Annotated in this window: 26 protein-coding genes; 13 read left to right on the forward strand and 13 right to left on the reverse strand. The window is 52.3% G+C overall.

Annotated elements, in window-relative coordinates; translation table 11 throughout:
• Window positions 1-120: 120 nt before the first annotated feature.
• Window positions 121-831, reverse strand: coding sequence for a hypothetical protein (locus tag KP014_RS19240; protein ID WP_139210533.1), 711 nt, complete (start codon window positions 829-831; stop codon window positions 121-123).
• Window positions 832-944: 113 nt separating this feature from the next.
• On the opposite strand from KP014_RS19240, the gene KP014_RS19245 reads away from it, so the two are divergent.
• A complete protein-coding gene (locus KP014_RS19245; RefSeq protein WP_036600280.1) occupies window positions 945-1,184 on the forward strand; it encodes a hypothetical protein in 240 nt (79 codons plus the stop codon).
• 86 nt (window positions 1,185-1,270) lie between these two features.
• Here KP014_RS19245 and KP014_RS29145 read toward each other — a convergent pair whose 3' ends face one another.
• The 5 genes from KP014_RS29145 to KP014_RS19265 all read right to left on the reverse strand — a co-directional run bounded on the left by KP014_RS29145 (window position 1,271) and on the right by KP014_RS19265 (window position 5,359).
• Window positions 1,271-1,405 carry a hypothetical protein gene (locus tag KP014_RS29145; RefSeq protein ID WP_281426417.1) on the reverse strand — a complete coding sequence of 45 codons (135 nt, stop codon included), beginning with the start codon at window positions 1,403-1,405 and terminating at the stop codon, window positions 1,271-1,273.
• Window positions 1,406-1,736: 331 nt separating this feature from the next.
• Window positions 1,737-2,831, reverse strand: coding sequence for a ribosome small subunit-dependent GTPase A (rsgA, locus tag KP014_RS19250; protein WP_090833737.1), 1,095 nt, complete (start codon window positions 2,829-2,831; stop codon window positions 1,737-1,739).
• A gap of 151 nt (window positions 2,832-2,982) precedes the next feature.
• The gene (locus tag KP014_RS19255) at window positions 2,983-3,267 is read right to left on the reverse strand and encodes a hypothetical protein (RefSeq protein ID WP_139210534.1); all 285 of its coding nucleotides are present in this window, start codon (window positions 3,265-3,267) and stop codon (window positions 2,983-2,985) included.
• 74 nt (window positions 3,268-3,341) lie between these two features.
• The gene (locus KP014_RS19260; RefSeq protein ID WP_036589788.1) at window positions 3,342-4,013 is read right to left on the reverse strand and encodes an HAD family hydrolase; all 672 of its coding nucleotides are present in this window, start codon (window positions 4,011-4,013) and stop codon (window positions 3,342-3,344) included.
• A gap of 125 nt (window positions 4,014-4,138) precedes the next feature.
• Window positions 4,139-5,359 (reverse strand): MFS transporter, encoded by a 1,221-nt coding sequence (locus KP014_RS19265; protein WP_090833738.1) that lies wholly within the window; start codon window positions 5,357-5,359, stop codon window positions 4,139-4,141.
• A gap of 122 nt (window positions 5,360-5,481) precedes the next feature.
• Between KP014_RS19265 and KP014_RS19270 the strand changes: the two genes are divergently transcribed.
• On the forward strand, window positions 5,482-6,312 hold the full coding sequence (locus KP014_RS19270) for a helix-turn-helix transcriptional regulator (RefSeq protein WP_036592016.1): 831 nt from the start codon (window positions 5,482-5,484) through the stop codon (window positions 6,310-6,312).
• Window positions 6,313-6,347: 35 nt separating this feature from the next.
• On the opposite strand, the gene KP014_RS19275 is transcribed toward KP014_RS19270, so the two are convergent.
• The gene (locus KP014_RS19275) at window positions 6,348-6,803 is read right to left on the reverse strand and encodes a DUF3939 domain-containing protein (protein ID WP_036591998.1); all 456 of its coding nucleotides are present in this window, start codon (window positions 6,801-6,803) and stop codon (window positions 6,348-6,350) included.
• Between the two features lie 120 nt (window positions 6,804-6,923).
• Window positions 6,924-7,520 (reverse strand): DUF2087 domain-containing protein, encoded by a 597-nt coding sequence (locus KP014_RS19280; protein ID WP_036592001.1) that lies wholly within the window; start codon window positions 7,518-7,520, stop codon window positions 6,924-6,926.
• 193 nt (window positions 7,521-7,713) lie between these two features.
• Between KP014_RS19280 and KP014_RS19285 the strand changes: the two genes are divergently transcribed.
• The 3 genes from KP014_RS19285 (at window position 7,714) to KP014_RS19295 (ending at window position 9,869) form a co-directional block, all read left to right on the forward strand.
• Window positions 7,714-8,718 (forward strand): YpdA family putative bacillithiol disulfide reductase, encoded by a 1,005-nt coding sequence (locus KP014_RS19285; RefSeq protein WP_036592004.1) that lies wholly within the window; start codon window positions 7,714-7,716, stop codon window positions 8,716-8,718.
• A 2-nt stretch (window positions 8,719-8,720) separates the two neighbouring features.
• Window positions 8,721-9,164 carry a DUF441 domain-containing protein gene (locus KP014_RS19290; protein ID WP_036592006.1) on the forward strand — a complete coding sequence of 148 codons (444 nt, stop codon included), beginning with the start codon at window positions 8,721-8,723 and terminating at the stop codon, window positions 9,162-9,164.
• A 189-nt stretch (window positions 9,165-9,353) separates the two neighbouring features.
• Window positions 9,354-9,869 (forward strand): hypothetical protein, encoded by a 516-nt coding sequence (locus KP014_RS19295; RefSeq protein WP_036592012.1) that lies wholly within the window; start codon window positions 9,354-9,356, stop codon window positions 9,867-9,869.
• 74 nt (window positions 9,870-9,943) lie between these two features.
• Here KP014_RS19295 and KP014_RS19300 read toward each other — a convergent pair whose 3' ends face one another.
• Entirely contained in the window at window positions 9,944-10,288 is a 345-nt protein-coding gene (locus tag KP014_RS19300) for a HesB/YadR/YfhF family protein (RefSeq protein WP_090833740.1), read from the reverse strand.
• Window positions 10,289-10,591: 303 nt separating this feature from the next.
• Entirely contained in the window at window positions 10,592-10,720 is a 129-nt protein-coding gene (locus KP014_RS29150; protein ID WP_281426418.1) for a hypothetical protein, read from the reverse strand.
• A 69-nt stretch (window positions 10,721-10,789) separates the two neighbouring features.
• Between KP014_RS29150 and KP014_RS19305 the strand changes: the two genes are divergently transcribed.
• The 3 genes from KP014_RS19305 (at window position 10,790) to KP014_RS19315 (ending at window position 16,066) form a co-directional block, all read left to right on the forward strand.
• A complete protein-coding gene (locus KP014_RS19305; RefSeq protein ID WP_036599266.1) occupies window positions 10,790-12,532 on the forward strand; it encodes an ABC transporter ATP-binding protein in 1,743 nt (580 codons plus the stop codon).
• A gap of 61 nt (window positions 12,533-12,593) precedes the next feature.
• Entirely contained in the window at window positions 12,594-14,696 is a 2,103-nt protein-coding gene (locus KP014_RS19310) for an ABC transporter ATP-binding protein (RefSeq protein WP_090833741.1), read from the forward strand.
• Between the two features lie 131 nt (window positions 14,697-14,827).
• Complete coding sequence (locus tag KP014_RS19315) at window positions 14,828-16,066, forward strand: winged helix-turn-helix domain-containing protein (protein ID WP_090833742.1); 1,239 nt, start codon at window positions 14,828-14,830, stop codon at window positions 16,064-16,066.
• A 56-nt stretch (window positions 16,067-16,122) separates the two neighbouring features.
• On the opposite strand, the gene KP014_RS19320 is transcribed toward KP014_RS19315, so the two are convergent.
• The 3 genes from KP014_RS19320 to KP014_RS19330 all read right to left on the reverse strand — a co-directional run bounded on the left by KP014_RS19320 (window position 16,123) and on the right by KP014_RS19330 (window position 18,401).
• Window positions 16,123-16,641, reverse strand: a complete 519-nt coding sequence (locus tag KP014_RS19320) for a hypothetical protein (protein WP_063619548.1) — start codon at window positions 16,639-16,641, stop codon at window positions 16,123-16,125.
• Between the two features lie 229 nt (window positions 16,642-16,870).
• Complete coding sequence (locus KP014_RS19325; RefSeq protein WP_036602686.1) at window positions 16,871-17,218, reverse strand: four-helix bundle copper-binding protein; 348 nt, start codon at window positions 17,216-17,218, stop codon at window positions 16,871-16,873.
• A gap of 136 nt (window positions 17,219-17,354) precedes the next feature.
• Window positions 17,355-18,401 (reverse strand): CobW family GTP-binding protein, encoded by a 1,047-nt coding sequence (locus KP014_RS19330; RefSeq protein WP_036602689.1) that lies wholly within the window; start codon window positions 18,399-18,401, stop codon window positions 17,355-17,357.
• A 210-nt stretch (window positions 18,402-18,611) separates the two neighbouring features.
• On the opposite strand from KP014_RS19330, the gene KP014_RS19335 reads away from it, so the two are divergent.
• The 5 genes from KP014_RS19335 to KP014_RS19355 all read left to right on the forward strand — a co-directional run bounded on the left by KP014_RS19335 (window position 18,612) and on the right by KP014_RS19355 (window position 23,038).
• Window positions 18,612-19,127, forward strand: coding sequence for a MogA/MoaB family molybdenum cofactor biosynthesis protein (locus tag KP014_RS19335; RefSeq protein WP_036602692.1), 516 nt, complete (start codon window positions 18,612-18,614; stop codon window positions 19,125-19,127).
• A 161-nt stretch (window positions 19,128-19,288) separates the two neighbouring features.
• Window positions 19,289-20,305: an ArsR/SmtB family transcription factor gene (locus tag KP014_RS19340; RefSeq protein WP_216700397.1), complete on the forward strand. Its 1,017-nt coding sequence runs from the start codon at window positions 19,289-19,291 to the stop codon at window positions 20,303-20,305.
• 34 nt (window positions 20,306-20,339) lie between these two features.
• Window positions 20,340-21,137, forward strand: coding sequence for an ABC transporter permease (locus tag KP014_RS19345; RefSeq protein WP_036602698.1), 798 nt, complete (start codon window positions 20,340-20,342; stop codon window positions 21,135-21,137).
• A gap of 15 nt (window positions 21,138-21,152) precedes the next feature.
• Window positions 21,153-22,223 carry an ABC transporter ATP-binding protein gene (locus tag KP014_RS19350; protein ID WP_246590554.1) on the forward strand — a complete coding sequence of 357 codons (1,071 nt, stop codon included), beginning with the start codon at window positions 21,153-21,155 and terminating at the stop codon, window positions 22,221-22,223.
• Window positions 22,220-23,038 (forward strand): ABC transporter permease, encoded by an 819-nt coding sequence (locus tag KP014_RS19355; RefSeq protein WP_036602701.1) that lies wholly within the window; start codon window positions 22,220-22,222, stop codon window positions 23,036-23,038. Before KP014_RS19350 ends, KP014_RS19355 begins: the two co-directional genes overlap by 4 nt.
• The last annotated feature ends 34 nt before the right edge of the window (window positions 23,039-23,072 follow it).

The raw sequence follows: 23,072 nt of genomic DNA on the forward strand, positions 1-23,072 counted from the left end.
CCTTTTTTTATGAGGAAAAGTGGGGTTTGACGAACTGAAAAGAAGCTCGTTCCGAGGAGAGCGTGGTTAGGACGGAGACGGAGACCAAAACTGCCGGTGATGATGCAGAGGTTGGTCACTCTACGAGGAAGTAAACGGATTCAAGTGCAGCAGCCACTCCAGAAAGGCATCGCAGAATTGCTTCTTGCCGACAGGCGTCGCCGACAGCCAATCCTCATCTCCGCAGCTCATGCGAAGCAGCCATCCGCAGGAATGGTCGGCGAAAAAGGATGCGTACTGAAAGGACCAGCCTCGGCCGCTTCTAGAGCAGATCCTCAGCTCTCCTGATGTTTGCCGGCATTTTACGCTTTTGGCGAATCTGGCGGACTGCCGGTAGTCACCCGTAGCAAGTTCAACATACCGGCGCAATTCTTGCAGGGAGCAGGAGTCCGATGTTCTCCTGATTTCATCATATTCATATCTCGACATCAGAAGCGCCGGACTCTCTCCGCTTATTTGTTCGGGGAGTGAAATGCCGCCTAGCAGAAAGGCGCACATCCCCTTCTGGCATTCGCAATCCTTCAAATCATAGCAGAAGGACTTCGATGTCTCCTGGCATACAGCGATTATTTTATCCATATGTACATATATGAACAGATCATTCTCAATGTCCCCGCTTGTATAGTGCAGGCGGCAGATCCGATCCGTATCTTCCGGCAGCTCAATCAGCTCTTGCTCCAGATGCTGCTCCAAGTCTTCCGGCATCAGGAAGCGGGATATTTGCTTCGACTCATCAACGTTCACTGTAATCGTTTCCTTCCGGTTGCCGGATTTGGGGGTTAAACCTCTCATTTCCGGGTGAATATCTAGCAATCTTTATGTTATCATAAGCTAATTTTAAGGTAAAATTAAGAAACGAAGGGTAATATTCATATTATGAAATAACTGTAACGAGGTGATTTCTAATGAAAATGATGATTACATTCCAAAACAAGCCCGTACCCGTATATTTTACTACGGAAAATAAGCAGCCGACTCAAAAAGTGCTCAGAATCCTGACAAGCACGCTGGAACTCAAAATCAATAAAGGCAAAAATGCCCTCAAGAAATGTTTAAACTCTTTGATTAGTATTGAAATTAAAGGCTCTGAGGCCATTTTGCACAGTTACAGCGAGAACGATACTCTGGCACTGTCCCTCTATTAATGCTGGCGGCGGACAATCCTCCGAACTAGCAAAAGAGCATCTCCCGCGAGGAAGATGCTTTTTATTTTGGGCTTTTTTAGCTGAAATCATCCGGTCTTCTTGCCGTTATTCTCCGCCTTTTCCGCCTTTTGAATCCGAAGCTGAAACAGTTTCACCAAATTGATTCTCGTCTGCTCGTGACAGTTGTCCAATTTTTTGATGATAAAACGGTCAATGGACATGTCAATCTCTCCTTTTATAGTCTGCAGAGAGTACGGGAAAACATCTCCTACTCGCCTTGTATCCCCTATATAACCCGGCTATTTACTTTTCAAACGGGCCGTTTGGCGTCCCGAATCACTGTTGAAGCTCCCTTTTAAGCACGAAATATCTTATCAAATCGCATGTACTCTAAATATTGATGAACGTCCGGCAAAACAATGCCCTCATTCAAATATGTAGAGGGAGACAAACCTCGGACATTAAAATAGGTTTCGCAAAAAAATTTGAACATCATACGACATATTTTTTTATCCGGCCGTTTATCTCCGTGCAGCCCCAAATAGCTTTACCTTAATCCTCCAGATCCCGCCGCCAGCCATATTTCCGGGAGCGTGAGGACGCCGCCTTCTGTCCGGAGCCCGCTCCGCCTTTCCGTTTGGATTTGGCCTCCTTGGCGGTTTGATACACAAGCTCCCGCTGAGTCTTATGGTAGCTTTGCAGCCGTTTCTCCTCAAGCTCGCCGCTGTCCACAGCCTCCAGGACGGCGCAGCCCTCCTCCCGCTCATGCCGGCAGTCCGCATACCGGCAGCGCGCCGCGAGCTGCGCAATATCGGCGAATGCGAGATCCAGCCCGCCTTCGTCTTCCCACAACTGAAGCTCCCGCATCCCGGGGGTGTCGACGATTACCCCACCGGCTGGCAGCAGAAACAATTCGCGGCGTGTCGTCGTATGCCGGCCTCTGCTGTCATCCTCCCTCACTTCCTGGGTAAGCTGAAGATCGGCCCCGCAGAGCCAGTTGACCATTGTCGATTTGCCGCAGCCCGAGGACCCGGTCAGGGCGACCGTCCGTCCTTCACCGATATAGGGCAGTAAAGCTTCGCGTCCGCAGTCGGTATGTGCGCTGACCGCATGTACGGGAACTCCCGGGGCCGCCATTTCCATCTCCGCAATTTTGGCCCCCGGATCATCGCACAAATCCGCCTTGGTCAGCAGAATAACTGGTGATGCGCCGCTGTTCCAGGCCATAATGAGATACCTTTCCATTCGCCGGAGATTATAATCATCATTCAGCGCGCTGACCAGAAACAGGGTATCCACATTGGCGGCTACGATTTGCTCTTTCGGCTGCGTTCCGGCCGCCTTTCTGGATATCACGCTGCGGCGGGGAAGCACGCCATGGATCATAACATGTCCTCCCTCCGCTTTTTTGACCACGGTCCAGTCCCCGATAGCTGGATATTCGCCGCTGGAAGCTTCGAGCGAGTGCCGCAGCCTGCCCGACAGTTCTCCCCACTGTTCTCCATCTTCCGTCAATATCCGGTACTTGCTTCCGAAGTCCCCGACAACCCGCCCGGGAGTAAGAGACTCTCTGTCCGCTGCTTGCCCTGCCATGCCGTTCCATTGATTGATCCAATATTCATTCCATCCGTATTGCCGTATCGTCATGCGATACCTCCATTAAATTATTTTTCTTTTTGCAAAATCCTTCATTTTCTCTGCGGGAACCGCACTGCATGCCTTGGACTTAATGCGTTCTGGACGCAAAAAAGCCCGCCGGAACCATTACGTTCCGGCGGGCGGGGACAGGCAAGGTCTCTTAACTAAAGAGACTGCTTAGCCTGCCTAACCTGGCGTGCTGCGGCGGTGTCCTCTGGACGCCTGGCCGCTGCGCACGCGCATATGCGGGCAGACGTTTGGAGTCTACCCGCATAAGCAAAAAGCCGCCGGAACCGATACGGTCCCCGGCGGCGCTAAAGGCATACGAAACATGCGCGCTTATGCTGCGTCGTCTATACCACGATCGCAGCCTGTTCCCGGAAGACACGTATCCTGAGCAGTAACAACCGACAAGACCCAAGCCGTATAAACTGTCATAATACATCCTCTCCTTCCGGTAATATATGGTGCCATCATAAACGGGAGGACAGCCCGCTGTCAACCCTTAAATCCGCCCAATTATAAAATGCTCGGCAGTTCGTGAAGCTCATCGATCGTCTTCCAGGGCTGCACATCCAGCTTGTCGTCCCACGAATGGTTGCGGCGCAGCCAAATGCCCCTCATACCGGCGCGTCCCGCTCCCCAAATATCGTTCACGGGATGATCCCCGATGAACACGGTCTCTTCCGAGCCGTATCCCAGCTTGTCCAGAGCCAGGCGGTAGATGGCGGGGTCCGGCTTGCTTATCCCGGCTTCGCCGGAAATGACAATGCTCTTGAAATGGCCACGCAGCCCGAGCAAATCGATTTTTGCGTTCTGGATATCGCTTTTTCCGTTCGTTAACAGACCCATCGCATAACCCCGCTCCCGAAGATAGCCGAGCGATTCCACCGCATGCTTCATCAGCGCGCCGTGACTGGAATAATTCAAGTCGTAGAAAGCGCGGATATCTTCAGCAGATACGGATTCCCGCCAAGGCAGAACCTCGCTCAGCTCTCTAAAGAAACCATCCTTATCCCGATACCCGTCAGCGTCCCTGATAATGATATCTTCCACAATTTCCAGTTGCCGGTCCGGGTCCAAATGGCCCAGAAAATGGGAGACAAACTGCGTGCTGAAGCTTCGAAAGGTGTAGTCTCTGTCCATGAGCGTATTGTCAAGATCAAACAGCAAAGCCTGTACCGTTTCCATACCCTGATTCCCCTTGTCTTTCTATATGAGTCATTGCCCGTAAGCGGGCTGTCAGGAATCATTGTACTATGGCGCTTTACCCTATGAAAAGGCCGTTTCGCAAAAAGAGGAAATTGGGACCGGCCTTATATTTTCCGGAAAACATCATTGGCATTTACCGGGAGACGCCGATGATTTCTTAGACTAGCGAGGAAAAAAACAACCGGCAAGGTCAGAAGCAAGCATCCGACAACAATCATTCCGCTCACTTGCCCGTAATGATAGGCCGCGGTCCCCACCCATGAGCCGAAGGAGCCTCCAAGATAATATCCGACCATATAGAGCGAATTCAAACGGCTGTGATGCCCAGGATTCAGGCGGCTTATGCGTCCTTGGTTCAAAGTCATGTTCATACGGGAGCCTACATCAAGCACAAAAGTAACGGCGATGAGAACAGACAAATGATACCAACCCATGCCTAATAATACAAAGGAGAACAGCATCGTCAGCAGCGCAGCCACATTCCATCCGCGAGCATGAATGCCGTCCGACAGCCGTCCAGCGAAGCCCGCCGCCAAGGCGCCGGCGATCCCGATGATCCCGAATGATCCGGCGACCCCGTTCCCGAAATGATAAGGAGCACCACTGAGGATGAAGGAAAGGGGAACCCAAAAGACATTAAAGGCGGCAAAAGCGGCCGCGCCGAAAAAAATCGTTTCTCTTAACACCGGCTCCTCCCTCAGCAGGGGAATCATGGACAGCATGATTTTGGTGTAAGAGTCTTGCTTCTTGGCCGAATCCTCCGGCAGTTTCACAAACACATAAACAGCAGACAGCAATAAAATACCTGCCGCAAGCCAGTGAACGGTCCGCCAATCGAACATCTGTCCGATCCACCCGCCGGCAACACGTCCGACGAGCACGCCAAGAAAGACACCCGTCAGCAGCCTGCCTGTGACGGCCCCCTTTTTCTCCGAATCCATATTGGAAGAAACGTACGGAATAATCAGCTGAGCCGCAACTGTGCTGAGCCCAAGACCCAAAGCGGCAACGAGCAGAAGGCTATACGAAGGCGCGATTGTCATAACGGCAAGCCAAAAAGCCGACAAAAGCAAGCTCGCAACAATCAGCTTGCGTCTGTCAAACCGGTCTCCAAGCGGAACGATAAATAATAAGCCAAGCGTGTAGCCCACTTGCATCATCGTAAACAGCAAGCCGGATGCATTTTGAGGAACATGATAGCTGTTGGCGATATCCGACAGCAGAACTTGATCATAATACAGATTGGCAACGGCCAGCGCACATATGGCGGTAAGCAGCCATTGCAGAGTAACGGGGAAAACCTTAAGCTTAGTAGCGGATTCCATGAAGAATCATCCTCTCTTCTTAGATACGATACAGTGTATAATTGGCTCTGTATGGCATGAAGAGACGCATGATCCTAGGATTAGCAATCCTATGTAAAGAGAAAGGGGCTGGCTTTGCCGTCGTGACTCAAGACAAGCATCTGGAACTGGGACTTTTTTTAAGAAAAAAACGCGCCTCGCTCACACCGGAGGAGGTTGGTCTGCCTTCAGGAAGCAGGCGGCGGGTAGAGGGATTGCGCCGTGAGGAAGTTGCGGAATTGGCCGGTTTAAGCAGCGATTGGTATGTTCGTTTGGAGCAAGGCAGGCCCGTGCGCCCTTCCGCCGAGGTGGTGCTTGCATTAAGCAATGCGCTTCAGCTCAATCGAAAGGAACGGGAGTATTTATATACACTGGCGGCACAGCGGCTGCCTGAAGAAACGCCCGACTCATTTAAGGTCAGCCCCGGATTACAGCAGTTTTTGGATTTGCAGAACCCTTATCCCGCTTATATTTCCGACCACGAGTGGAATATTATTGCCTGGAATCGGGCAGCTCAGTCAGTATTCGGAGATTACTCCGGTATGTCCAATCTGCAGCGAAATTCGATCTGGCGTGCGTTCATGGACCCGTATATGCAAAAACTGCTGGACAACTGGGAAGGACATTCCAAACTGCGCGTGAGTCAATTGAGAATGGCCCATAGCCAGCTGCCTGAGAATCCGGAACGGACGGAATTAATTAATCAACTGCGCAGGCACAGCGAAAAATTTGCGGATTGGTGGAATGAACAAACGATTGCGGGAACGCCAGAGGGCAAAAAGCTGATCCACCATCCCGACGTCGGCGATATTCGCCTCAATTATCTTTCCTTTCAATCCGAGGAATTGCCGAATGCGACAATTACCATTCACCTGGCAAGCGATACGGAATCAAAACTGAGGTTGGAGCGGCTGCAGGAACAAAGGAAATCATGACCGTCAAGCCCGGCTGCAAGCGATTACGGCATCGCTCACCCGAAATGCTCCGGACGGTGGGTCAGCATCAATTCCTCTTCGGTAATATACAGCGGAAAAGGCGGCAATTCCTTCAAATACCTCTCACTTGCCAGCAAATGATAGTGAACTTCGGGAAGCTCCGATTCTTCAAGCAGAGGCAGCTTGCCCGTATCGCTGATATAGTTGTCGACCGCCGACTGCACCATATCAAGAAAATAGGGAATCTCTTTATCTACTTCTTCGAAGATCTCGAACGTTTCTCTCGACATATAGAACTTTTGCTCGGATCTTCCGCCCAAATAACGGGCCAGCCGGGACAGATCGATGCTTTTATCATCCTTCATCAGGACGGTCCGGTTGATTTGGCCGGGCATATCCTTTTCGAATTGACGCACAGCCTGTTTGACCTCAGGCAAGGTTACGGTAACTTGGCGGGGGGCGGCTTCTTTCTTAAACTTTTTAAAAAGCATTTCGAAAGACTCCTTTCTAGCTTGCCATAGATAACGCTTACAATTCCATTTTATTCGATTCTGCAAATTTTAATCAATTCAAAATTGAACCGTCACAGAATTGTAAGATTAATAAGAAATTTATTTGACAGATTCCCAGTTTGTCCATATTTCCCGGGGATTCAGTTCATATTTGTCATTTTCCCTGTACATGAACTGATGCATGATGAACTCGCGGCGGATTGTTGCGCAATCGTCATGATACTGCTTGATGAAGATGTTGATTTCCTTCTCGCTGTATACAACGCCCGGCTTCAACTGTTCGACAATATGCTGCAGGGCAATCAGCTTCTTCTTGTACTGCGCCGGAATTTGCCGCAAACGGCCGTCCTTGGCGAAGAAATTGCGGAGCACCGACTCCTTTAGTTTCTCTTCCTTGCTCTCCTCTTCCATTTCATTCGCTCCCTTGTCAAAAATAAACTGCAGCGACGCCTCTCCGCCCTTCCGTATAAATTCCGGATTCAGCTTGAAATAGACGGTATTCTTCTCACGGCGTTCATTGATGAGCGCTGCCGAGCGCAGCTTGGACGCATGATGCGTCACCGTCGGCTGCGACAGGTTCAGCTTCTGCGCCAGCGCCTGGCCGTGCATTTCCCCTTTCGACAGAAGCAGGAGCATGCGAAGGCGCGTGGGATCGGCGAGTGCTTTATGGTATCCTACGATTTTATCAAGCTGCATCAAAGACACACTCCTCTTAACGAAAACTCATTAGATATATATCTAATTATACAATGAATGATACTGTTTATGCAAATGGAAATGCGTCAGTGTCCTGCCCTGGAAAAACAGTGCAATTTGCGGTAGGATTTAGTTTGCACGTTCTTAAACGGACGAAGATAATACGAGAACTTAACAGGAGGGAATCCGCTTTATGCATGATGTCATTATCATTGGCGCAGGTCCCTGCGGCCTTTCCGCCGCCATTGAATGCCGCAGGCAGGGCCTATCCGCGATTATTGTGGAGAAGAACTTTATTGTCCACTCCATTTACCTGTATCCGACCCATATGCAATTTTTCAGCACTCCGGAGCTGCTGGAAATCGGCGATGTTCCCTTTACGACGCCGAACGAAAAGCCATACCGCCACGAGGCGCTCGTCTACTACCGTAAGGCTGCCGAGCTGCACGGTCTGGAAATCGCCGCTTATGAAGAAGCTACAGCCATCAATCGGCTCGAAGACGGGACATTCAGCGTAAAAACAGTGAACCGGCGGGGCGAGCGCCAGACCCGGGAAGCAAGCTCCGTCGTCATCTCCACCGGCTACTTCGACCAGCCGAACTGGATCGGCATTCCCGGCGAGGATTTGCCCAAGGTGACCCACTACTTCAGGGAAGCGCACCCTTATACCGGTATGGAGGTTGCAATTATCGGAGGCAGTAATTCGGCCGTGGACGCGGCTCTTGAGCTGATTCGGGTCGGCGCTATGGTAGACATGATCTACCGCGGTGACAGCATCTCCGGCAATATCAAGCCTTGGGTCCGCCCAATCTTTGAAAGCATGGTGCAAAAGGAAAAGCTCCGGCTTCATCTTTCGTCCAGAGTTACCGAAATTACGCCGGACACCGTTGTCGTATCTTCCGGCTCCCAGGGTGAATCTTACGCGTTGGACAATGATTTCGTTCTGGCGATGACCGGCTTCAGACCGGACCGCAGGCTAATGTCCTCCATCGGCGTCTTGATGGACGACGATATGGATAAGCCCGTATTTGATCCGGCGACGATGGAGACGAACATTCCGGGCGTATACGTGGCTGGAGTTATCGCCTCCGGCCGTAACGCCAACGAGATTTTCATCGAGACGGGACGCCGGCACGGAGCGCTGATCGCAGCGCATGCGGCGGCCAAGCGCCTGACTGAAGACAAGGAGCGGAATTGAAGATGGACTACACTTCCCTGCTTCTACTGGGACTGGCCGGACTTGGCATTATCAGCAGCAATTCGACCGTGACCATCGCCATGGTGGCGCTGCTGCTGGTGCGTCTGCTCGGTCTCCATCAGGTCTACCCGTGGCTCGAAAAATATGGACTGACGGTTGGCATCATTATCCTCCTGGTCGGCGTTATGACACCGCTGGCAAGCGGGCGCATCTCGCTTCAAACCGTGGGGCAGGCATTTCTCCATTGGAAATCGCTGACTGCCATCGGTATAGGCATTCTTGTCGCTTATCTTGGAGGCCGGGGAGCAGCCCTGATTGGCAGCCAGCCGACAATTGTCGCCGGACTCTTGATCGGAACCGTCATCGGAGTCGCCGTCTTCAAAGGCGTTCCAGTCGGACCGCTCATCGCTGCGGGCATCCTGTCGCTCATCATCGGAAGAATGTGAGCATACATGCAAACAGAGGATAGAAATCGAGTTAGGTCAAGCGGATTCTATCCTCTGTTGTCTTTTCTTGGCAGTCTGTAAGCGCGTCTTCGGTACAGGCGCTTATTGACTTTTAATCCGTACAGTGTTTTGATATTTTTAAATCCTATCCAAGGATTACAGCAGCACCCGAATTTCAGGAGGATAATGATGTCAAGACAATTTGTGACGGAAGCCGTTATGATGGCCATTTACGGCCAACTGCTGGTACCGAATAGACCAGTGGAATATATCGTTCCCTATACAACAATACTGGAACTGTACGAGCTCCGGGATAGCGACGAGCCGCTGATGAACATTCCCGACGACGATCAGCACGTCAAGGCCAAGATCGGTGAATTGATCGCCTACTTCGAGCAGCCGCTCAACCAAAAAAAGATCCGCCGCTGTCTGAACGTTCCATGGGCCAAGAGTCCGGCCATTCTGCTCGGCGAGCGGGCACAAATAACCGTCATCAACAGTGTGGACAATGCCAGTTACGGCGAAACCTACGACCCAATCGAGACCGAGCTTCTGCTGACCTCGCAGCGGGCGAAGGTTCCGATCTTAACGGATCAGGTCGAGCTGATTCACCGGATCATCGACGGCGGCGTCCCTGTAATGGTATACGATATCGACGATTTTGAATTCGCCATGGAAGAAGAAACATTCCGCCGGTCCCATTGATCGCCGCTTCCCATACAGCGGACGCCAACCGCAAAAAACAGCCCTTGCCTCCGGCAAGGGCTCCAGTTGTTGTATCACTTATTTGCGCCAGCGCCAGCGGCGGCTTCCGGCACTTTCTCCCCGCCAGCCTCAGTCTCGTACCGGTACTCGATATCATCTTCTTCCGGCGAGTAGATGATCGACAGTCCGTACCCCTCCATATACCACAAATCCTGCTCCTCCATGTAAAAAACGATGCCCTCCCTGGAGGTTTCTAGTCCCGGGCGCCCCGGCGGCTCCACGGCAATGCCGAGTGAAAATCCGGGATGGAGCCCGCCGCCTGAGCTGTACCTTGGAAACAGGCGGACGCAGTCGCCGTCCGTTAAACCGAGCTCCCTCTTGAACCAGGAGGCGGCTTCAGGACTGACAGTAATGCTCATAAAGCTCTCAACTCCTTTGTCTGTTAATTTTATCATACCCTAATCCCAGGCTCTATTCCAACCAAATGTGACATGTTGCGACTCAAGCTAAATTAATTTTGTTCAAAAACATGTTTGACAATTTTGCAAGACCGGTGATAAACTCGACATGAGCGAAACGTCTTCTAATCATTACCAAATTATTAACGAAAGGGTGATCTCGGTGTTTAAATTCATGGATATACATCACATTAATGTCGGCAGCCTTATCCAACTGAATACCGAAGCAGCCCTGCAGGTGAACCTTCCCCGAATGCGCGCGTTCTAGCCGCTTTTGCTTTCGGGAAGCTGAACATTTTTCTGGCCGGTGCTGTCTTGCACCGTGCGCATGATACGTTTGAGAAACCAGGCATATCGTCCGTTAACGGATGGTATGCCTTTTTTGCTCTTCACCGAACGTTAATCCCGATTGACCTAGGGCCTAATTGCCGATGCTACTCCTAATCGAAAGGAAGGGATTTCATGTTTTCCGTATTAAAAGATCTCGGCTGGTTCTTCCACCGGGAGAAAAGACGCTATACGATCGGCTTGTTCGTGCTGATTATTGCCGGCGTCATTGAACTGCTGCCTCCGCGTCTCCTTGGTAACGCCATTGACGAAATCGTACACGGATCCATTACGGCAGGTTCGCTAATCAAGTACATTGTTATGATTATCGCTCTGCTTCTGATCATCTACTGGATTACTTACATATGGATGCGCAGCCTGTTCGGAGGATCGAATCTGGTTGAACGCCTGCTGCGTTCCCGGTTTATGACCCACTTGCTTACGATGACCCCCTCTTTCTTCGAGCGAAACCGTACCGGAGACCTGATGGCCCGGGCCACCAACGACATCCGGGCGGTATCCGTAACCGCGGGCTTTGGGATGCTGACGCTCGTCGACTCCACCGTATTCTTCTCCGTCGTACTCCTTGCCATGGGCTTTCTGGTGAGCTGGAAGCTGACGCTGGCTGCCGTGCTGCCTCTCCCGCTGATTGCGGTGGCGATGGTGATCTACGGCAAAGCCATTCATGACCGCTATAGTCTGGCGCAGGACGCCTTCGGCGCTATGAACGACCAGGTGCTGGAATCCGTATCCGGCGTGCGCGTGATCCGCGCCTATGTGCAGGAGCGTCTGGATGAGAAGCGATTCGGGGAAATCACGGATGATGTATACCGCAAAAATATGGCTGTAGCCCGGGTCGATGCCTTTTTCGAACCGACCATCCGGTTCTGCGTGGGGCTGAGTTACATTATCGGTCTGACGTATGGAATCTATCTCGTCTTCCGAAATCAGATCACGCTGGGCGACCTCGTATCATTCAACATGTACCTTGGCATGATGGTCTGGCCGATGTTCGCAATCGGCGAGCTGATCAATATTATGCAGCGCGGCGGCGCTTCGCTCGAACGGATCGATGAAACGCTGAATTCCGTCCCGGATGTACAGGATGCAGCTCATCCGGTAGCGATATCCGGGCCTGATGGAATTGAATTTAACAATGTGACGTTTCGCTACCCTACGTCCCCCGTTGATAATTTGAGCGGTATCAGCCTGTCGCTGGCCAAAGGTGAGACGCTAGGCGTTGTCGGCCGCACCGGCAGCGGCAAATCGACGCTGCTCAAACAGCTGCTTCATGAATACCCAACCGGAACCGGCAGCATCCGCATTTCGGGTGTTCCGATCCAGGACATTACGCTAGACCATCTGCATAGTTGGATGGGCTATGTGCCGCAGGAACAGATTCTGTTCTCCAAAACCGTGCGCGAGAACATACAATTCGGACTCGAGCGCGCAAGCGACGACAAGATTCTGGAGGCGGTCTCCACCGCAGCCTTCCTCAGCGATCTGGAAACGCTGGAAAGCGGATTGGATACGCTTGTCGGAGAGCGCGGCGTCTCACTTTCCGGAGGTCAGAAACAGCGGGTGTCGCTGTCCCGCGCTTTTATCGCCGAGCCGGAAATCCTGATCCTCGACGACGCGCTGTCGGCTGTGGACGCCCGGACCGAGGCCCAGATTGTCGATAACATCCGGTCCCGCAGAGCCGGAAAGACGACCTTGATATCCACCCACCGCCTGTCCGCCGTCGAACATGCCGACCAGATCGTTGTTCTGGATGGCGGAGTGATTATCGAGCGCGGAACGCACAAGGAATTGCTGGAACTGGGCGGCTGGTACCAGGAACAATACGAACGCCAGCAGGTGGAGAATAATCTCAACTAAACAAACGAAATCAGGCGTGATAAGCAAGTGTTCACTATTCACCAGGGAGGTGCCATCCATTTTGAAACAAAGTACGGGCAGACGCCTGCTGCAGTATGCGCTGCATGCGAAGACAACCTTCATCGCAGCGCTTCTCCTGCTCTCCATCGGAGTCGCAGCGGAGCTGGCGGGCCCTTTTATAGCCAGAAGCATGATTGATAACCATATGCTTGCCATTGAGAGACCTTATTTTGAAACCAGTTCGCAAGGCAACGCCGTTCAGTACAATAATGAATATTTCAAGCGCGGCGACCGGTTTGAACCGGGAGAGTCCAAGGGCCGTGAGGTCCGCCTGCTCCAGATCGGACGAAGCTTCTATTTCATCGGCCAGCCTGTTGAAGCGATAGACGGGAAGCGCAGCTATGAAGACGGCCAAGTCACGATTGACCGCGGCGGCAGGGCAGTTAGCTATCCGGCCGTACAGCTTGCAATTGATGACGTATTCGCTTTTTACAAACCGGAGCTTCCCGGCATTTACAAGCTGGTCGCACTGTTCGGGCTGTTCCTAGTGATCTCGATCTTCGCCGAATTCGGCAAGACCTACTGGCTGCAGTCTTCAGCCAACCAGGTCGTCCGCAAGCTGAGAACAGATGTATACGCGCATATCCAGCGGCTGCCGGTCTACTTCTTCGATAACCTGCCTGCGGGCAAGGTTGTATCCCGGGTAACCAACGATACGGAAGCGATCAAGGAGCTGTTCATTGCCGTCTTGTCGAACTTCGCCACCGGGATCATCAATATAATCGGCGTATATACCGCCATGTTCCTGCTGGATGTCAGGCTCGGGCTGGTCAGCCTGTTCATCGTCCCGGTCATCGTGATTTGGGTCATCCTGTACCGAAAAATCGCAACCAAATACAACACAATCATCCGCTCGCGCCTCAGCGAGATTAACGCCATTATCAACGAATCGATTCAGGGCATGCCCATTATCCGCATCTTCCGCCGCCAGAAGCAGCGGCTGGACGAATTCGAAGCGCTCAACGAAGACTATTTGAAGTATCAGAACAAAATGCTGAATCTCAACTCGCTGACCTCACATAATCTGGTCGGTGCACTGCGCAGTCTTTCCTTCGCGCTCGTGCTCTGGTATTTCGGCTCCGGCAGCCTTGGCGGCGGGACGGTCATCTCTCTTGGCGTGCTCTACGCCTTCGTTGACGTGCTGGGACGGATGTTCCAGCCCATTATCGGGATGGTCAATCAGCTTGCCAATCTGGATACCTCGATGGTATCGGCAGGCCGCGTCTTCAAGCTGATGGATGAACCCGGCGAAAACGTGACTGATGGTGAAATGCCCCGCTACAAAGGGAATGTGGAGTTCAAGGACGTCTCCTTTGCCTACAAAAAAGACTTCGTCCTGCGCGACATTTCGCTCACAGCACGCTCCGGCGAGACGGTCGCCCTTGTTGGTCATACCGGCTCAGGCAAAAGCTCGATCATCAATCTGCTGTTCCGTTTCTACGATCCGCAGCGCGGCACCATCTCCATTGACGGTCAAAAAACGACGGATATTCCGAAACAGTGGCTGCGGAAGCATATGGGTATCGTCCTTCAGGACCCTTATCTGTTCACCGGGACGATCGCTTCCAATGTCAGCCTGGAAGACGAGAGCATTACGCGGGAAAAAGTCGAATGGGCGCTTAGAGAAGTCGGTGCGGACCGGCTGCTGGCCCATCTGCCGCACGGTTTCGACGAACCGGTAGTGGAAAAAGGCAGCACGCTGTCCGCCGGACAGCGTCAGCTGATCTCGTTCGCCCGCGCGCTAGCCTTCGATCCGGCGATCCTGATTCTCGATGAGGCCACCTCCAATATCGATACCGAGACGGAAAGCCTTATCCAGCAGGCCCTGGAGGTACTTAAAAAGGGCCGGACAACATTTATCATCGCCCATCGCCTGTCGACCATCCGCAGCGCAGACCAGATTCTCGTCCTGCACCGCGGCGAAATCGTCGAACGGGGCAGCCACGATGAGCTGATGGCGCTTGGCGGCCGCTACTACCGCATGTATCAGCTTCAGGTTGGCTCCGCCGCACAGAGCGCGGATGCTGCTACTGCCCAAGCATCCAAGGCAGATCCGGTTGTAAAAGTACCGGCTGCTGTTCAATCGGTTCCCGGGCAAAGCTAGGACTTTATACTTTGCCGGCGGAAGCTCCGCACTACCGATCAGGTAGGCGGAGCTTTTTTTCTTTCATTGCAAACGGAACATTTGTTCGTTATAATGGGATAATCACCCAACGAAAGCGGAGTGAATTCGTCTTGATAAGCTATGACGTATCCAAGCGCCAGGCTGCGCACTTTCTTCTGAAGCATCAACGGCTCGGCCCATACCGTCTGCCAGGCGGCAAAGCGAGCGTTTACCGCTACATCCGGCATGTCAACTGTATCCAGTACGACCCCCTGAATATCACCGGCCACAATCATGAGCTTGTGCTCCAAGCGCGGGTCCCCGACTTTAAGCCAGGGTTGGTTCAAGAGCTGCTATATAAGGACAGGCTGCTCCTCGACAGCTGGGACAAAAACATGTCGATATACTGCACGGAAGATTGGCCATATTTCCGCAGACTAAGGGACAGCGCAGCCGCCCGGTACGGTTCCAATGAAGCTGTGATGGCGCTTGTCCACAAAGTCCGCTCGGAGATTGCGTCGCGCGGCCCGCTCTCCTCGCTCGATTTGGACTGGAAAGACAAAGTGGACTGGGCATGGGCTCCCGCCAGACTGTCCCGCGCCGCGCTGGAGAGCATGTATTATTGGGGAGAATTGTCCATCCATCATCGGATTCATACCCGCCGCTATTATGATTTCACGGAAAATCTTCTGCCGGAAGATCACCTTAACGAGCCTGAGCCCAATCCGTCGGTAGAATCGTACCATGACTGGTATGTGCTCCGGAGAATTGGAGCAATCGGCCTGCTGTGGAACAGGTCCGGTGATGGCTGGCTGGGTATAAGCGATCTCAAGAGCGGGGAGCGCGCCGCCGCAATCCAGCGGCTGCTGCTTGCGGATTCCATCAGGGAAGTAAGCGTGGAAGGAATCAAGCCCCCGCTTTATGTTCGAACCTCCGACGCCGCTGATCTGGAAACGCTCCTGAGGGATAGGCCCGAGGATAACCCGTTCGAGAGCGGACATTATGCCGCCGCATTGGCCCCCCTCGACAATTTGATCTGGGACAGAGAGCTTACTCGTCAGCTGTTCGGCTTTAAGTATCGGTGGGAGGTATACAAGCCCGCCGGGGAGCGCTCCTATGGCTATTATGTGCTGCCACTGCTCTATAACGACCGTTTTGTCGCCAGATTCGAACCAGTTCTGGACAGAGCGTCCGGTGAACTTATCATCCGGAACTGGTGGTGGGAACCAGGAGAGGGGCCTCATATTTCCGGCTTGCTGGAGGCGGCGAAAACCGCAGTTTCCTCGCTTGCCCTCTCCTTGGGCGCGGTCCGAATAACAACAGCACTCCCGGCGGCTGCCCAAAGCGGCATTGAAGAATTGAATGAGTAAAGCCTCTGCCGGCATTTCTGCCAAGCAGAGGCTTTACTTCGGTAACATCACGGGCTTTAGCGATTGCGGCGCTTCAATTCGGCGGAAGAATCGCCGCCAAATAAATCTTCATCGTCCAGTTTGCCTTCCAACCCCAGCTTTCGGTACAGCTCCGAACAGTAGCCTTGCAGCTTCAGCTCCAGAGCGCTGGCTTTATTCTTGAACCGCTTCAGTTCTCTGATCATGCGGGCTCTGCCGGAAGGAGTAAACGTGTCCTGAATTCGTTCCTTGAAATAATCGTGAACAATATAATTTCTCTGCTTCCAGACATGATGCAGCTGCGTCGTCTCTTCCTCCGAGAAAGGAAAATGATGCTGGATCTCTTTAATGAGCTGACCAAGTGAATTGCCGAGTTTACGTTGATATAAATCCGTAAGCTCCGCCTCGGACGGTAAGGTCCCCTGGGAAAGCTTCGTCAGCAGAAGCAGGTTGGTAAGCTGCTGCTCCAACGCCTGGCAATAGTAGACGGCCAGTCCAAAATAGGCGAACAGCTCTTTGGAATGTTCACTTTGCGGTAATTGTGTGTCCTCCTTCATCTGCCCTCCGTCATAATGTATCGTTGTTGTTAATATAACTATCTGGCGCTTATGTATGGGATGAAAGACCTCTGCTTTCAATATTTAAATAATTCGCCGGACTCCTGTTAATTCCCTCTACCTTCTACGATTCCTTCTATGATATCTTACGACTGATGAAAAATAAAAGCCAGCTTTCCGCAAAAGCTGGCCCGTTACTCTATTGTAGAAGTTATTGCTACGTACATTCTCAAGCCAATATGGCAACAGCTTCGCTTATTTGGCGGCAGGCATCCGCACACTTCAAGCAAGCATTTATACATTCCTGACAATGTGTAAGCTTATATCTACCGCTCTCTCTGGCAGTGGCTTCGCAAATCTCCGCGCAAAGGCGGCAAATATCGGCAACGAAAGGACTTTGGCGGGTCATCGCCTGAATGGCGTAGGCGCAAATATCGGCGCATTCCCGGTCCATCCGGATACACTCCCGCAGCTGCTCAAGGTCATATTCTTTCAGGCTTGAGACATAGCTGACATTACAGGCGTTCATACATTTCAGACAAGAGTCGATGCAGTCCTGGTACTGAATTCGGGTCATAACCTTCAACCTCCTGCAGTCTGATGTTCTATGCCTTTGTATTAAACTTCGGCCGCAGGGACGAATCAGTTGATGCCGCCCTCCGCGCCCTCTGCATTACTTCCCGGTTAGCCCTAAGATCCACAATGCCCTGAAGCTATAAGCTTCTTTTTACGGTTCCGGGCAGGGTCAATCCCCGTCCTTCCAGCTTCAGCAGTTTCTTCCGCAGGTCCCCTGAGGAGAAGTGCTCCCCGATAAATACAGCCACGTCCGTGACCTCTCCCTGCGGGTTAATCTTTAGAAAATCCGACTCCCGGTACGCGTACTGGAACAGAAAGCGCCCGGATGTATCGTTAAAGGTAAGCACACCCTTCGCTCTGTATACGTCGCCTGGCAGTTCTTTGATAAAAGCTTCAAATTCCACACTGTTAATTGGATTCTTAAAAAAGTGAGTATACGCCATTACATGATCATGCGCGGCCCGTTTCATATCTCCTGTAATGGTTTCCCCTGCCTCTAACAAGCCTTCATCTAACACCCGGGCCGAAGAATCCGTTTCCGGCGCATCTTCCGAGATTTCCGCCAAGGATGCGTTATCCGTGCTGTCAATTAGTCTATCCGGGTCTACCTCGCATCGTACCGCCGGAATAATCTCCGCGAACGCATTCCATTTGCGCAGAACCCCGTTCACTTCCTCCGCTTCTTCCGGGGACACGCGGTCCGTTTTGTTCAGAATCAGCACGGAAGCGCTGCGGATTTGCTCCTGCATCAGCCGGTATGAGGCTCCTTTCTGCTCTCTGTACAGCTGAAGCAGATGGGCGGCGTCGACTACGGTAATCAGGCCCTTCAACTCGACGTTGCTGTAGAGCGATGTTTCCGTAACATTATCAATGATATCCAGAGGATTGGCTGCCCCCGTCGCTTCAATCACGATGACATCCGGCGACTCTTTTTTCACCAGGGTATTAAGCTCCATGCTGAGATCCGCGCTTGCGGAGCAGCAGATGCAGCCACCGAGCAGTTCCGCCATCGGCACCGATTTATCGACCATCATGCCGTCAAAGTTGACCTCTCCGAGTTCGTTCATGACGACGGCCGGACGCATATCTTGATCTTTCCAATACTGCAGCAATCGATAGAGCAGAGTCGTTTTGCCGCTGCCAAGAAAGCCCGACAGTATATATACAGGAATGGTTCTATCCATATCTCATTCTCTCCCCCGGTATCTGTTCTGTAAGCGAGTGTACTACATTCCTTACCGGCGAAGCAACCTTATCAAAAATAATGTATACGTTTTCTAAGTAAACGCTCACATCTCTCCATTTTCACACTCCTTGCGGCTGGCACTTCTATCCCCTATGATAGTGGCGTATGAGAATTCACGAAAATTTGCGGCAAGGAGTGAAGAAGACCTATGAATTCAGTCGAACAGCACCGCATGGAAGCCCCCGATTCCGTCAATTGTTATATTATTACGGTCTCCGACACCCGGACGATGGATACGGATAAAGGCGGCCGCCTTATTGAGACCCTGCTTGAAGAATCCGGCTACAAGATTGCCGGGCGGACCATAATAAAGGATGATTATGACGATATCCGCGAGCTCATTCACGAATGCGCAGGGGATAGCGGCATCGAAGCCGTGCTGCTCACAGGCGGCACCGGCATTGCTCCCCGCGATACCACCTTTGAGGCAGTCAAGTCGCTGCTCGACAAAGAGATGCCCGGATTCGGGGAAATATTCCGTTACTTAAGCTTTGCCGAGGATATCGGAACCGCGGCGATCCTGAGCCGTGCGGTTGCCGGTACAATCGGCAGCACCGCCGTGTTCTCCATGCCCGGATCAGTTGGAGCGGTCCGGCTTGCAATGACCCGGCTAATCATACCCGAACTGCGGCATGTGATGCGGGAGATTTATAAATCCTCCTGAAATCTCTTTCTACTATCTTTGCCGGACCTTTAATGAGGTCTGGTTTTTTTCATTGACACTGCCCATTCTCCCCTATATAATGTTGAACACTTTTCGCGAAAGTGGTTTTTGATTAATCATCCGGTTAATCGGAAAGGAACTTAATGAGCTCATTACCATTATTGCACCATAAAATCAAAACCGTTGTCAGTCCCTTCCATGAAATGCTGTGCAGCCTGCATGTGCTTTTCCAGCCGGAGCATCATCCAAGGCGGCTTCAATGGTCGCAGGATTTATTGAAAGAAATGCCTCCCCATCTTCGGGATGCCATCCGACAAATTGGCGGATTGACCGACTGCTGGACCGCATTAGTCGACCTGGCAGACCATACGGGACAGCCTATGACCTGCCGTAAAGGCATAGATGCGCTGAACACCCTTCCGGATGCGGAGCTGATCCATTTGGCATTGAACAATAGAGTGCCGATTGGAAGCATCATCCAATGGATGAACGGCGCAAGAGGGCTGGAAGATGAGGAATTAGAGGAGGCTGGGATAACGCTGCTCGACTCGCTGGAGGAATTCCGCAAACTGCTTACAAGCACGCTTGCCGAGTATGAGGAATCTTTTTTTCGCCGGGAATGGCAGGTTGTCGAACCTTGGCTGCAGACGGCAGCCGCCGCCTTTCAGCAGGAGGCCGAAAAGTCCGCAGAAAAAGCCATAGCTTCCCTTCATCCGCGGTTGTTTGCAGAGAAAGGAACGATTACCGCCCAAAAAGCGAATACCTACCATTTTGCCTATGACAGTCTGGAGCATATTTATGTGTTTCCCAGCGCCTTCATTTTTCCTCATCTCTTAATCGGCTGGTTCGGAAATGATCTCTATCTGCCGCTTGCCGTCGATATTCCGGAGCTTCCGTACAGCGAGTCTCCGCCGGCCGACCTGCTGCTGCGCTTCAAGGCGCTTGGCGACGAGACCCGGCTCAAAATCGTGAAGCTGCTCTGGAAAGGACCGCACTGCACGAAGCAGCTTGCGCCTGTACTCGGGATATCCGAAGCGGCCGTGTCCAAGCATTTAAAGCTTCTGACCGAAGCCGGTCTGATCAGAGCCAAACGCCGGGGAAACTACCAATTTTACTCCGCGGACAAGGAAGAATTCGAGATGACGCTTGTGCTGCAAAGACAGTTTCTTGAGCAATAGTCAATACACGATCCATAAAAAGGAGCACATGAACATGTGGCATACCGCCTTTGCGACATTGGTCAGGAACCAAAGGTCCAATCTCAGAGCTTATCCCTGGACATTTACGTTCGGCCACATCATTGATGGAACGTATCTCGTTCTTGTCACCTATTTTTCCTATGTATATCTGATTCAGGGCGATGTCCAAAGCCAGTTTGCCGCCTATGCGGGCACTTCCGATTATTTAACGTATGTCATTATCGGCGGAGCGCTGAATCTGTTCTCGGTAAGCATGATTATGAATGTTTCAAGAGCGCTGATTACGGAGTGGCGGGAGGGTACACTGGAAGCGCTGCTGCTCTCCCCTTCCAGCCGTTTTGGTTATTTTGCGGGGACTGCCGTTCAGCAGCTTCTGCGCAGTCTGTTCGAGCTTGCCGTCGTGCTGATTTTCGGAATTGCAGCGGGTTTAAGACTGCCTCATTTCGACTTTGTTTCATTACTGATTGGAATTTGCGCCTATTTATTGTCCTGTTTCTCCATGGGACTTCTGCTGGGCTGCGTTATGCTGCATACGCGGGATACTTTTTTTGTGCAAAATACGCTGTTTGCGTTTACCGCCCTGCTGTGCGGATTTCAGTTCCCCCGGGAATATCTGCCCGAAGCTCTGCGGCTTACGGGAAATTTGTTTCCCTTGACCGATGCGCTGGCGCTACTGCGGGGAAGCCTGCTGACGGGCGGGGTTATCCGAATTGGCGATATTGTCCCCGTCCTGCTGCTCTGCGCCGTCTATATCGCGCTTGCTCTGTGGAGCGGCAGAAGGATCGAGCTGCGAATGTTCGAGCGGTATTGAAGGGATATTTTTTGCGTGGAACGGTATGAATTACATAAAAAGAAAGGCTGTGACGGCATGATTGCCATGAACGAGGTTACCAAAATATACGAAACTAAGAACAGGCTTGGCTGGTTCCGTGCCGAACGCGTGAAGACTGAAGCGGTAAAATCGCTGTCGCTCACTCTTGAGCCCGGACAAATCACAGGGCTGCTGGGACTTAACGGAGCCGGCAAAACGACGACTATCCGCATGCTCTCTACCCTGCTTAATCCGACAGCAGGCAGCATTGAGGTGGACGGACTCGATATGAACCGCAGCCGCAGCGCCATTCAGCAAAAAGTGAATATGATCGCAGGCGGCGAACGGATGCTGTATTGGCGGCTTACGGGACGAGAGAACCTTCAATATTTCGGGTCTTTGTACGGTTTGGACTCCGCCCGTCTCCGGCTGGAAAGCGAACGGCTGCTAAATGAGGTGGGCCTTGGGGAAGCGGCGGACCGTCCGGTGGAGCAGTATTCCAAAGGCATGAAGCAGCGGCTGCAAATCGCAAGAGGCCTCATCAACGACCCGAAATATCTGTTTCTGGATGAGCCGACGCTCGGGCTGGACGCGCCCATAGCCAGGCAACTGCGCGGCATGGTCCGCAGTCTTGCGAAAGAACGGGGAAAAGGCATTCTGCTCACCAGCCACTATCTGCAGGAAGTGGAGGAGCTGTGCGACAACGTAAATGTACTCAACCGCGGGGAGCTGCTGATGTGCGACACTCCGGATCGCATTGTGTCAAGGGTGGCGGGCATGCAGACGGTGCATTTTGAGCTGGCAGGCTGGAGGGATGAGCTGAATCCTCTGCTGCTGGAATACCTGCATGCCGAAATCGGACTGAACCGGAAAGAATGGACGGAACTTCATAAGCCCTCTGCCGAATCCGGCTCATCCTCCGATGAACCAGTCCGGTTGACCGTAAAAAGCCGTTCGGCCGACAAGCTCATCACCAAGCTTTTACCCTGGACGGCCGAGAATGGACTGAAGGTCGTCTCCTTTTCCGCTGAGAAGCCCAATCTGGAAGACGCCATCATCCTGCTGTCGGAAGGCAAAGTATCATGAAGAAGCGCGGATGGATGATCTCGCTCCTGGCGGAAATTATGAAGCAGCATAGAAGCCGTACCAGGGGAAAAGCCGTATTTTTCTCCATGCTGCTCTGGCCTGCGCTTGCCTTTCTGACCTCCTACTATGCCATGCAGCCTTATCGGACCGGCGAAGGCTCGGCCTTGTCCAGAGTAATCCCTTCCGGCGGAATACCGCTGTTCCTGCTTAGCGGTTATCTGGTATTTCAGCTGTTCTGGACCACGGTGCATTCGGCATGGCTGTTCGAGCTGGAACGCAAACAAAGCACACTGGAAATCATCTTTTTGACGCCTTCCTCCAAAATGGCCTTTTTATACGGCAGATCACTGTACTCCCTGTTCAATGGAATCTGGATGTTCACGGCATTCTTCTTCCTGACTTTTTGGTTTGTTGCTGATCCCGGGCAGGTGAAATGGGCCATTCTGCTGCCGGTGCTGGCACTTATCATATGCTCTGCGGTTATCTGGGGAGCGATGCTCAGCGCCGTCTCCCTGTTCTCTCGGGACTCAGGCCTGCTGTATTACATTTTTCAGGCTCCGATGGAGCTCTTCGGGGGTGTGCGCATCCCTCCCTCCGTATTCCCGGTGTGGGCAAAAGGACTGTCTCTGCTCTTTCCCGTTACCTACAGCCTGATACTCGTACGGGGGGCGCTGTACGGGAATACCGGCGGACAATGGATGTGGGCGCTCGTCGTGCTGATCGCTGCTGATGCAGCACTTGTCTGGTTCACCCGGCATCTGCTCTCCTTAGCCGAGAAACATGCCAGACTTAAGGGGAATTGGAGTTTGTTCTGAATTAAAGCGTGGAAAAAGGGGCTCCCAACCGCTC

The sequence above is a fragment of the Paenibacillus sophorae genome (assembly GCF_018966525.1).
Lineage (GTDB): Bacteria > Bacillota > Bacilli > Paenibacillales > Paenibacillaceae > Paenibacillus_AQ > Paenibacillus_AQ sophorae.

Excerpts from the sequence above, each read along its gene's own strand:
- KP014_RS19335 (WP_036602692.1), top strand. The coding sequence starts at position 18,612 with ATGAATTCAGTCGAACAGCACCGCATGGAAGCCCCCGATTCCGTCAAT.
- KP014_RS29145 (WP_281426417.1), bottom strand. The coding sequence starts at position 1,405 with ATGTCCATTGACCGTTTTATCATCAAAAAATTGGACAACTGTCACGAG.
- KP014_RS19325 (WP_036602686.1), bottom strand. The coding sequence starts at position 17,218 with ATGACCCGAATTCAGTACCAGGACTGCATCGACTCTTGTCTGAAATGT.
- KP014_RS19265 (WP_090833738.1), bottom strand. The coding sequence starts at position 5,359 with ATGGAATCCGCTACTAAGCTTAAGGTTTTCCCCGTTACTCTGCAATGG.
- KP014_RS19245 (WP_036600280.1), top strand. The coding sequence starts at position 945 with ATGAAAATGATGATTACATTCCAAAACAAGCCCGTACCCGTATATTTT.
- KP014_RS19240 (WP_139210533.1), bottom strand. The coding sequence starts at position 831 with ATGAGAGGTTTAACCCCCAAATCCGGCAACCGGAAGGAAACGATTACA.
- KP014_RS19285 (WP_036592004.1), top strand. The coding sequence starts at position 7,714 with ATGCATGATGTCATTATCATTGGCGCAGGTCCCTGCGGCCTTTCCGCC.
- KP014_RS19355 (WP_036602701.1), top strand. The coding sequence starts at position 22,220 with ATGAAGAAGCGCGGATGGATGATCTCGCTCCTGGCGGAAATTATGAAG.
- KP014_RS19305 (WP_036599266.1), top strand. The coding sequence starts at position 10,790 with ATGTTTTCCGTATTAAAAGATCTCGGCTGGTTCTTCCACCGGGAGAAA.
- KP014_RS19260 (WP_036589788.1), bottom strand. The coding sequence starts at position 4,013 with ATGGAAACGGTACAGGCTTTGCTGTTTGATCTTGACAATACGCTCATG.
- rsgA (WP_090833737.1), bottom strand. The coding sequence starts at position 2,831 with ATGACGATACGGCAATACGGATGGAATGAATATTGGATCAATCAATGG.
- KP014_RS19275 (WP_036591998.1), bottom strand. The coding sequence starts at position 6,803 with ATGCTTTTTAAAAAGTTTAAGAAAGAAGCCGCCCCCCGCCAAGTTACC.
- KP014_RS19320 (WP_063619548.1), bottom strand. The coding sequence starts at position 16,641 with ATGAAGGAGGACACACAATTACCGCAAAGTGAACATTCCAAAGAGCTG.
- KP014_RS19255 (WP_139210534.1), bottom strand. The coding sequence starts at position 3,267 with ATGTATTATGACAGTTTATACGGCTTGGGTCTTGTCGGTTGTTACTGC.
- KP014_RS19345 (WP_036602698.1), top strand. The coding sequence starts at position 20,340 with ATGTGGCATACCGCCTTTGCGACATTGGTCAGGAACCAAAGGTCCAAT.
- KP014_RS19300 (WP_090833740.1), bottom strand. The coding sequence starts at position 10,288 with ATGAGCATTACTGTCAGTCCTGAAGCCGCCTCCTGGTTCAAGAGGGAG.
- KP014_RS19295 (WP_036592012.1), top strand. The coding sequence starts at position 9,354 with ATGTCAAGACAATTTGTGACGGAAGCCGTTATGATGGCCATTTACGGC.
- KP014_RS19280 (WP_036592001.1), bottom strand. The coding sequence starts at position 7,520 with ATGCAGCTTGATAAAATCGTAGGATACCATAAAGCACTCGCCGATCCC.
- KP014_RS19330 (WP_036602689.1), bottom strand. The coding sequence starts at position 18,401 with ATGGATAGAACCATTCCTGTATATATACTGTCGGGCTTTCTTGGCAGC.
- KP014_RS19290 (WP_036592006.1), top strand. The coding sequence starts at position 8,721 with ATGGACTACACTTCCCTGCTTCTACTGGGACTGGCCGGACTTGGCATT.